At 53.7% G+C, this 2,447-nt stretch carries 1 rRNA gene; it reads right to left on the bottom strand.

Annotated elements, in window-relative coordinates:
- Positions 1–2,422: ribosomal RNA gene (locus AC3E6M_RS17025) — 23S ribosomal RNA — on the bottom strand; the annotation flags it as partial.
- Positions 2,423–2,447 lie beyond the last annotated feature (25 nt).

The raw sequence follows: 2,447 nt of genomic DNA, 5'->3' as shown, positions 1-2,447 counted from the left end.
ACGGTCCTAAGTTAGATATCCAGAGTGACCAGAGTGGTATTTCAACAATGACTCCACGAACACTGGCGTGTCCGCTTCACAGTCTCCCACCTATCCTACACAAGCCACACCGAACACCAATACCAAGCTGTAGTAAAGGTCACGGGGTCTTTCCGTCCTGCTGCGCGTAACGAGCATCTTTACTCGTAATGCAATTTCGCCGAGTTCGCGGTTGAGACAGTTGGGAAGTCGTTACGCCATTCGTGCAGGTCGGAACTTACCCGACAAGGAATTTCGCTACCTTAGGATGGTTATAGTTACCACCGCCGTTTACTGGGGCTTAAATTCTCAGCTTCGCCTTACGGCTAACCGGTCCTCTTAACCTTCCAGCACCGGGCAGGCGTCAGTCCGTATACATCGTCTTGCGACTTGGCACGGACCTGTGTTTTTAGTAAACAGTCGCTACCCACTAGTCTCTGCGGCCACCACACCCTTTCGGAGCAAGTCCTAATAAGTGGATGGCCCCCCTTCTCCCGAAGTTACGGGGGCATTTTGCCGAGTTCCTTAACCACGATTCTCTCGATCTCCTTGGTATTCTCTACCTGACCACCTGAGTCGGTTTGGGGTACGGGCGGCTAAAACCTCGCGTCGATGCTTTTCTCGGCAGCATAGGATCACCCACTTTTTATCCGCATCGTGTCTCAGCCTCAATGAGTGACGGATTTGCCTATCACTCGGCCTACGCACTTGCACCAGGACTACCATCGCCTGGCTTGGGCTACCTTCCTGCGTCACACCTGTTAATACGCTAGCCGCACCAGCATGGGGTCGAGCGTTCACACAGACGCACATCACCCCGAAGGGATCCGAAACATTCCATGCTAGGACTCTTAGCACCACTGGATTAGCTTGGGCGGTTCTTCGCCGGTACGGGAATATCAACCCGTTGTCCATCGACTACGCCTGTCGGCCTCGCCTTAGGTCCCGACTTACCCAGGGAAGATTAGCTTGACCCTGGAACCCTTGGTCTTTCGGAGGACGTGTTTCTCACACGTCTTTCGCTACTCATGCCTGCATTCTCACTCGTGTCGCGTCCACGGCTGGGTCACCCCGCCGCTTCACTCGCGACACGACGCTCTCCTACCCATCAACACGGCTGGACCACGAAGGCCTACCAAAAATGTCAATGCCACAACTTCGGTGGCGTGCTTGAGCCCCGTTACATTGTCGGCGCGGAATCACTTGACCAGTGAGCTATTACGCACTCTTTCAAGGGTGGCTGCTTCTAAGCCAACCTCCTGGTTGTCTAAGCAACTCCACATCCTTTCCCACTTAGCACGCGCTTAGGGACCTTAGATGGTGGTCTGGGTTGTTTCCCTCTCGACTATGAAGCTTATCCCCCACAGTCTCACTGCTGCGCTCTCACTTACCGGCATTCGGAGTTTGGCTGACGTCAGTAACCTTGTAGGGCCCATCGGCCATCCAGTAGCTCTACCTCCGGCAAGAAACACGCAACGCTGCACCTAAATGCATTTCGGAGAGAACCAGCTATCACGAAGTTTGATTGGCCTTTCACCCCTATCCACAGCTCATCCCCTCAGTTTTCAACCTAAGTGGGTTCGGTCCTCCACGACGTCTTACCGTCGCTTCAACCTGGCCATGGATAGATCACTTCGCTTCGGGTCTAGGACACGCGACTGAAACGCCCTATTCAGACTCGCTTTCGCTACGGCTACCCCACACGGGTTAACCTCGCCACGTATCGCTAACTCGCAGGCTCATTCTTCAAAAGGCACGCTGTCACCCCTACTAAGGAGGCTCCAACGGTTTGTAAGCAAACGGTTTCAGGTACTATTTCACTCCCCTCCCGGGGTACTTTTCACCTTTCCCTCACGGTACTTGTCCGCTATCGGTCATCTGGGAGTATTTAGGCTTATCAGGTGGTCCTGACAGATTCACACGGGATTTCTCGGGCCCCGTGCTACTTGGGATACTCTTCACGCCAAGAACAGGCATTTCGACTACGGGGTTCGCACCCTCTATGACCGGCCATTCAAAACCGTTCGTCTATACCCTCTTGTCACGTCGACTGCTCGGCAGAACAATCAGAAAAGTCCCACAACCCCCAACATGCAACACCTGCCGGCTATCACACACGCTAGGTTTAGCCTCTTCCGGTTTCGCTCGCCACTACTCACGGAATCGCTTTTGCTTTCTCTTCCTGTGGGTACTGAGATGTTTCACTTCCCCACGTTCCCTCTACCCGCCCTATATATTCAGGCGGGAGTCACCAGGTACGCACGCGCCCTGGCGGGGTTTCCCCATTCGGACACCCTCGGATCAAAACTCGCTTATCAGTTCCCCGAGGCTTATCGCAGATTGCTACGTCCTTCTTCGGCTCCAGATGCCAAGGCATCCACCGTTTGCTCTTAAAGACTTGAAATCACATGAGTTGAATCGTCAAAAAA

The organism is Microbacterium sp. SCPM-O-B-15248 (M128) (genome assembly GCF_058214835.1).
The sequence above is the reverse complement of the archived record's forward strand: the minus strand, read 5'-3'. Positions and strand labels throughout refer to the sequence as shown.